The organism is Robiginitalea sp., assembly GCF_049588695.1.
GTDB lineage: Bacteria > Bacteroidota > Bacteroidia > Flavobacteriales > Flavobacteriaceae > Robiginitalea.
In genome coordinates, this window is record NZ_JBAVZJ010000498.1 from 1 (window position 1) to 6,628 (window position 6,628).

The 6,628-nt window shown below is 47.9% G+C and carries 7 protein-coding genes; 5 read left to right on the forward strand and 2 right to left on the reverse strand.

Features of this window, described 5'->3' with window-relative positions:
* The 4 genes from WBV75_RS11595 to WBV75_RS11610 all read left to right on the forward strand — a co-directional run.
* Positions 1-719 (forward strand): polyprenyl synthetase family protein (locus WBV75_RS11595; protein WP_424120755.1); only part of this gene is annotated, 719 nt, incomplete at its 5' end.
* Between the two features lie 85 nt (positions 720-804).
* The gene (locus WBV75_RS11600; RefSeq protein ID WP_424120756.1) at positions 805-1,371 is read left to right on the forward strand and encodes an RNA polymerase sigma factor; all 567 of its coding nucleotides are present in this window, start codon (positions 805-807) and stop codon (positions 1,369-1,371) included.
* Entirely contained in the window at positions 1,358-2,137 is a 780-nt protein-coding gene (locus WBV75_RS11605) for a hypothetical protein (RefSeq protein ID WP_424120757.1), read from the forward strand. Before WBV75_RS11600 ends, WBV75_RS11605 begins: the two co-directional genes overlap by 14 nt.
* Positions 2,138-2,220: 83 nt before the next feature.
* Positions 2,221-3,333 carry a cell envelope integrity protein TolA gene (locus WBV75_RS11610; protein ID WP_424120758.1) on the forward strand — a complete coding sequence of 371 codons (1,113 nt, stop codon included), beginning with the start codon at positions 2,221-2,223 and terminating at the stop codon, positions 3,331-3,333.
* Between the two features lie 60 nt (positions 3,334-3,393).
* On the opposite strand, the gene WBV75_RS11615 is transcribed toward WBV75_RS11610, so the two are convergent.
* Positions 3,394-3,666, reverse strand: a complete 273-nt coding sequence (locus WBV75_RS11615) for a zinc-ribbon domain-containing protein (RefSeq protein WP_424120759.1) — start codon at positions 3,664-3,666, stop codon at positions 3,394-3,396.
* A 107-nt stretch (positions 3,667-3,773) separates the two neighbouring features.
* On the opposite strand from WBV75_RS11615, the gene dnaG reads away from it, so the two are divergent.
* The gene (dnaG, locus tag WBV75_RS11620; RefSeq protein WP_424120760.1) at positions 3,774-5,750 is read left to right on the forward strand and encodes a DNA primase; all 1,977 of its coding nucleotides are present in this window, start codon (positions 3,774-3,776) and stop codon (positions 5,748-5,750) included.
* 64 nt (positions 5,751-5,814) lie between these two features.
* On the opposite strand, the gene WBV75_RS11625 is transcribed toward dnaG, so the two are convergent.
* Positions 5,815-6,444 carry a response regulator gene (locus WBV75_RS11625; protein WP_424120761.1) on the reverse strand — a complete coding sequence of 210 codons (630 nt, stop codon included), beginning with the start codon at positions 6,442-6,444 and terminating at the stop codon, positions 5,815-5,817.
* Positions 6,445-6,628 lie beyond the last annotated feature (184 nt).

The window sequence follows — 6,628 nt, forward strand, 5'->3', positions numbered from 1 at the left end:
ACGATGTGGTGGATGAAAGTTATAAGCGACGTGGTTTTTTTTCGATCAATGCCCTTTGGAAAAATAAGATCGCGGTACTGGTGGGTGATTTTCTCCTCGCCCGTGGGATGCTCCTTTCTGTGGATCACGGAGATTTTGACCTGCTGAAGATTATCTCGGTTGCCATGCGGGAAATCAGTGAAGGGGAATTGCTTCAAATTGAAAAGGCGCGCTTACTGGATATTACCGAACCGGTGTATTATGAGATTATCAGGCAAAAAACCGCCACGCTTATCGCGGCTTGCTGCAGTCTTGGAGCAGCTTCGGTGCAGCCGGATTCGGAGGAAGTGGAAATATTCAGGAAATTTGGGGAACTGAGCGGGATGGCCTTTCAGATCAAAGACGATCTCTTTGATTATGGGGAGCAGCGCATAGGGAAACCGACGGGGATTGACATTAAAGAACAGAAAATGACCCTCCCACTGATTTATGCCCTTAACCAGGCTTCAGAGAAGGATCGGAAATGGCTGATCCGGTCCGTTAAAAACCACAACAAGGATCGCAAGAGGGTGCGGGAGGTCATCGATTATGTAAAAGCTTCAGGTGGATTGCAGTACGCCGAGGAACGGATGCTGGAGTTTCGGGATCAGGCCCTCGAGATTCTTACGCCCTATCCGCAGTCCCCTTATAAGGAAGCCCTGGAGCTTATGGTCAATTACGTTGTGGACCGTAAAATTTGACCCCTAATCCTCAGGAATTCGTTTTTTTTTCAGCTACCGGGCAACCCTTTTTTAATTTCCTTCGTCTATAGAGATAGAAACACGAATGAAAGTGAAAATCATTTCATTGTTACAGCACGATAAAGCGCTTATCCGAAAGGCTGCCCAGGGTCACCGGGAGTCTCAGAAGGAGATTTATGAGCAGTATTCCCCCGGGATGCTCGCCCTAACCCGGCGCTACATCAAAGATGCTCATTTTGCAGAAGATGTAATGATCGATGGTTTTGTCAAAGTGTTTCGCGCCTTGCCGGAGTTTCGGTTTCAGGGCAGCTTTGAAGGGTGGATACGCAGGATAATGGTACGAGAGGCCATAGATTTTCTTCGAAAACGACCTTTTGTGGTGTACGATGAAACCAAGATGGAGGCTCCGGTAACGGAACCTATTACCTCAGATCCGTATCATTTGGAAGCGCTGGAAAAATTAGTTGAAGCCCTACCCGAAGGGTACCGCCTGGTTTTTACGCTTTATGCAATCGAGGGGTATAAACACGCTGAAATTGCAACCTTGCTCGACATTTCTGAAAGTACGTCTAAAACCCAGTTGTATAAAGCGCGCAGACAATTACAACAACAAATTAAAGAATCCTCAATCCCACGATATGGCACCCGTTGACTTTGAAAAAGACTTACAGGAAAGGCTCCGTTCCCGGGAAGTGCAACCCCGGGAGGATAGCTGGGACCGCATTGAAGCCCGGCTGGAAGCTGAAACCCCTGCCCGCAAACCGGGTTCCGGGAAATGGAAATACCTGGTGGCAGCCAGTGTGGTTTTTCTGCTGGGTTTCTTTCTGCTGCAGGAAACCACGGTGGATGAGCCCACGTCCGATGCAATAGTGGAAAGCCCTGAAACCGGCGTTCCTGAAACGAAGGATATTCCTGAAACAAAGGAGGCTAGTAAACTCATAAAGGGTTCAGGTGTCCCTTTGTCGGATTCCCGGAACCCTGTAGTGATGACCGATAAAGAGGATCAAAATCCCATGGACCGGAAAACCAGGTCTGATGTGAATGTGACCTCAACGGATATTGCTGTCACCGGGGAATACAATAAATCTCTGACTCAAGCTGATCTTTCGGATCGTTCTCTGGCCGATTTGACCCCTGAAGTTCAGGACGACTTAAAGATTCCCGACACCGAATGGGTTACCTCGGATACGAATCGTGAAGACGGCATAGACGATGCTGAGGTGGATGCCTTACTATCGGAAGCTTTACAGGTTGTTGAAAACAAAGGTGTTCCCAGGGATTCTACATCCCTGAATCCTGCGGCTCTCCTCGGGGAAGTAGAGTCGGAGCTCGATCAGACGTTTCGGGAACAGATTCTCAAGAAGTTAAAAACAGGTTTTAGCAAAGTGCGGACCGCGGTAGCGGATCGCTCCCAATAACCGACAGCTTATTTTACAAATACCCGGGTTACATGGAAGTAATACGGGAGGCGTTTATTCATCAATCAATTAAATCAAAAATTATGCACACACTAGTACGTTTACTGATTCCAGTTTTAGTCATTTGCTGCCTGCAGCAAGTCAGCGGACAGGAAGCTTATCAGGAAAAAATTCGGGAACTCAAGGCCCAGCGGGAACTTGTAGAGAAACAAGAGAAAGAAGCACTCAAAAAAGAGGTTATACGGATCGACGGAAGGTTTGAAGCCGGGGAAATCGACGAAGCTGAAGCCTTGTTGTTAAAGGAGCAGGCTGCAGAGCGAAGGGCTTTGAATATCAAAAACCGCCAGGCCATTATCGACAATGAAATTGCGTTGTTGGAACGCAATAAAGGCGAGGCCATTGTACTGCAGGATAGCATTGTGAAGAAAGATGAACGTGTGACCGTATACGAATACCCTGATGATGACGATGAAGATGATGATTGTGAGTCCTTCGGGTTTGGTTGCGATTCCTGGAGCTGGGACTGGGACTGGAACTGGGACGATCCGTATCGGTACGATCGCAGGACGCATTCCGACCTGGTAATCGCTTTTGGCTTCAGCAATGCCGACGTGCAGGGCCTCTCTTTGGAGGGTTCCCCTTATAAAAAGGCGGGAAGCCGTTTTTTTGAAATTGGGTGGACTTGGCGTACCCGTGTGTTTCAGAATTCCAATTGGCTTCGGTTCCATTATGGTTTTTCGTTTCAGTTCAACGGGCTGAAGCCGGAAGGGAATCAGTATTTCGTCACCGAAGATGGACAGAGCAGACTCGAGGAATTTGAATACGATTTGAGAAAATCAAAGTTCAGGATGGACAATTTGGTCGTTCCGGTACACTTTGAAATCGGGCCTTCGCGTAAACGCGTTTCCGAGCACAGCGTACGGTATTCCCTTAGGGATCAATTCCGGTTGGGCCTTGGAGGCTATGGGGGCCTGAACATCGGGGCGCGTCAGAAGTTAAAATACACCGTGGATGGCGATAAGAAAAAGGACAAACTCAAAGGCGGGTACAACACCAGCGATTTCGTCTACGGCCTAAGCGGCTATATGGGTGTCGGGGGCGTGCTCCTCTATGTGAAATACGATTTAAACCCTATTTTTCAGGACGTCGAAGTCGAGGAGCGCTTTATCGCCTTTGGATTGCGCCTGGATATTTAGGACCATACCGGATTATTAAAAAGGCTGTCTGAAAAGGCAGCTTTTTTATGGACCGCACTCTTATGAGGCTTTCAGTTTTTCAAGGGCCTCTTTCATCCCGGGGGTACATTCATTCCCTTGGTAAGCCTTTTTACAGTGCTCGCACCTTACCAAGGCATTGGAAGATAAGCGGTAGACGGGGATCCAGAACAGGTGGATAAACCGGGCCTGAACGCTGGCGTTCAAGGTGCCGATATTTTCACAATACGGGCAGGGTACGCCCGCCAGCTTAGCTTCTTTGGTCTTGCCCGGACGGGTTCCAAAAAAAAGGATAAACATCAAATAGAGATCCATACGCCTATTAAAGGTACTAAATCGCAGAACACCATGATTTGATTCCGGGAATCCTTTTTAGTGGCCTGCACTTTTGCTACTTTTAGACCTATGAATACCCAAGCGCTTTGATCTCCAGAAACACTATAGATAAAGTCTTTGAAACTGCCCGGGTAGAGGAGGTGATCGGTGATTTTGTACAGCTTAAAAAATCGGGATCCAACTTTAAGGGGCTCAGTCCGTTTACCGATGAGCGTACCCCGAGTTTTATGGTTTCCCCGGTAAAGCAAATTTGGAAAGACTTCAGCAGTGGAAAAGGAGGTAATGCGGTGGCCTTTCTTATGGAACACGAACACTTCACCTATCCTGAGGCCATACGGTATCTGGCCAAAAAATATCAGATTGAAATAGAAGAAACCGAGCAGTCCAACGAGGAGAAAGAACAGGCCAGCGAACGCGAGAGTATGATGCTGGTTGCAGAGTTTGCCCAAAAATTTTATTCCGATGTCCTCTGGAATACGGAAACAGGAAAGGCTATTGGCCTGAGTTATTTTAAAGAACGGGGTTTTTCAGAGCAGACTATTCAGCACTTTGGCCTGGGGTACAATCCGGACCAGTGGGACGCATTTACCACAGCCGCACTCGATAAAGGATACGCCCTGGAGTATTTGGAGAAAACCGGGCTGACCATAGTCAAGCCGGCTACCCAGGAGGGAGGGAAAGAAAAGCGATTTGATCGTTTTAAAGGTCGGGTCCTTTTTCCCATACATTCCCTGAGTGGGCGCGTGCTCGGATTTGGGGGCCGAACCCTGAGTTCGGATAAAAAGCAGGCAAAATACCTGAATTCACCTGAAAGTGAAATCTACCACAAGAGCAAAGTACTCTATGGGATATACCATGCGAAACAGGCCATAGCCCGGCAGGATGTGTGCTATCTCGTGGAGGGATATACCGATGTGATTCAGTTGCATCAAAGCGGTATTGAAAACGTTGTGGCCTCTAGCGGAACAGCCCTCACCCCTGAACAAATACGCCTTATTCGTCGCCTGACCCAGAATATAGTGGTCTTGTTCGATGGGGATGAAGCAGGCCTGAGGGCTTCCTTACGGGGGGTGGACCTTATCCTTGAAGAAGGTATGAATGTTAGGGTGTGTACTTTTCCACAGGGTGAGGATCCGGATAGTTTTGCGCGCCAGCACTCCCAGGAAGCGATTGAGGCCTACCTGCTGGAGCAGGCCCAGGACTTTATACAATTTAAAACGACACTGCTCACAAAGGAAGCCGCCAACGACCCGATACGCAAGGCGGAAACCATTAGGGAAATTGTGGGGAGTATTGCCCGGATCCCCGATCGTATTAAAAGGGAGATTTACGTGCAGGAGTGTGCATCCCTGCTCGGGATATCAGAGGGAGTCCTTTTCAGCACCCTGGCCCAGATGGGGAAAAAGCAGGCTGAGGACTTGCGCAAAAAACCTGCTCCCCGGCCTATGGAGGTGGTTCCTGACCAACCCGAAGAAGTACAGTTGGACCTCCAGTACGAACTCGAGCGGAAAATCATTGAATTGCTTTTGCTCTACGGAAAAGAATCTCAGGAATTTGAAGACCTCGTCCTGAAGGAAACCGAGGATGGAAAGCTCGCCCTGGAGCCCGAGGTTACTGAGTCCCGTGTTTTTGAAAAAGTATATCTGGACCTGCAGGATGATGAGATCGAACTTACCCATGGTAATTTTCGTAAAATATACTACGCCCTGATACAGAAGTTGAACGCCGAAGGCGAATTCCGGATCCAGGAACTTATGAGTGACCCGGATCAGGAGTTGGTTGCTGAAATTTCCGCCATTTTAATGGAAGAAGAGAAGTATCAGCTACACCAATGGGAGCGCAAGGACATTTATCCCAAACCCAAAGAGAATTCAATAGCTCAACTGGTCAGTGAAACCATTCTTTCCCTCAGGTGCTACCTGATTAAAAAGCGCATTGAAGCCCTGCAGCAGAAAACGGAAGGAGCGCCGAGCGACGACCATACAGAAGTGCTGGAGGAGATCGTGAATTACCTTCAGCTGAATAAATTACTCAATACAAAGTTGAATCGGGTTCTTTCCTGAGAATACACCTGGAGTCCGGGAGTACAACAAACCATAAAAGAAACTATGGCCCACGCAGGGTGCACTAATACAATTCCAGTGCCTTGGCCTGTTGAAGCAAGTCTACCATATTGTCCACATTGAGTTTTTTCATCAACCGTGCTTTATAAGTGCTCACTGTTTTTTCATTCAGGTTCAGGCCCAGGGCGACTTCCTTGTTTCGTTTGCCACTGGCGAGCATTTTAAGAACTTCAACTTCCCGTGTGGAGAGTTTTCGGAAAAAGCGTCGTGGTTTCTTACTGCCCTGGTCAAAAGCCAGGCGCTGTGCGAGTTCATTGGTGATAAACATGCTTCCCCGGGCTACTTTTTTGATGGCTGCCGCGAGGTTTTCTGAATCAGAGGTCTTGGAAAGGTAGCCACTGGCACCTGCGCGAATGGTGCTCAAGGCGTAAACATCTTCAGATTGGCCGCTATAGATCAGGACTTTAACTTCAGGATATTCTTCTTTAATGTAGCGCAGGGCTGCGATACCATTGATTTGGGGGAGGTCCAGTTCCATGATGATGACATCAGGGGTGTGTTCCTTAAGCATTTCAAACAATGCGTTGGTGGTAGGGACATCTCCGATGATCCTAATATCTTCTGCCCCCCTGAGGAGTGCGTGGATACCATATCGGACAATGGGGTGGTTGTCCGCGACGATTACTTTGATCATTGTCAATTGCTTTAGCTGAAAATATGATTAGTCTCTAACAGACAAGCCCTGGTAAAACTGATACTACAGGGGAATAACAAAGGTGTCCATAAATTTCCGATGCCACGGAAAAGGACCTTTATTTTTCGAGATAATGACCTGATTGTTAGCTAAGAGGTAATTTTGAGGGATTGGGGAATTGTGC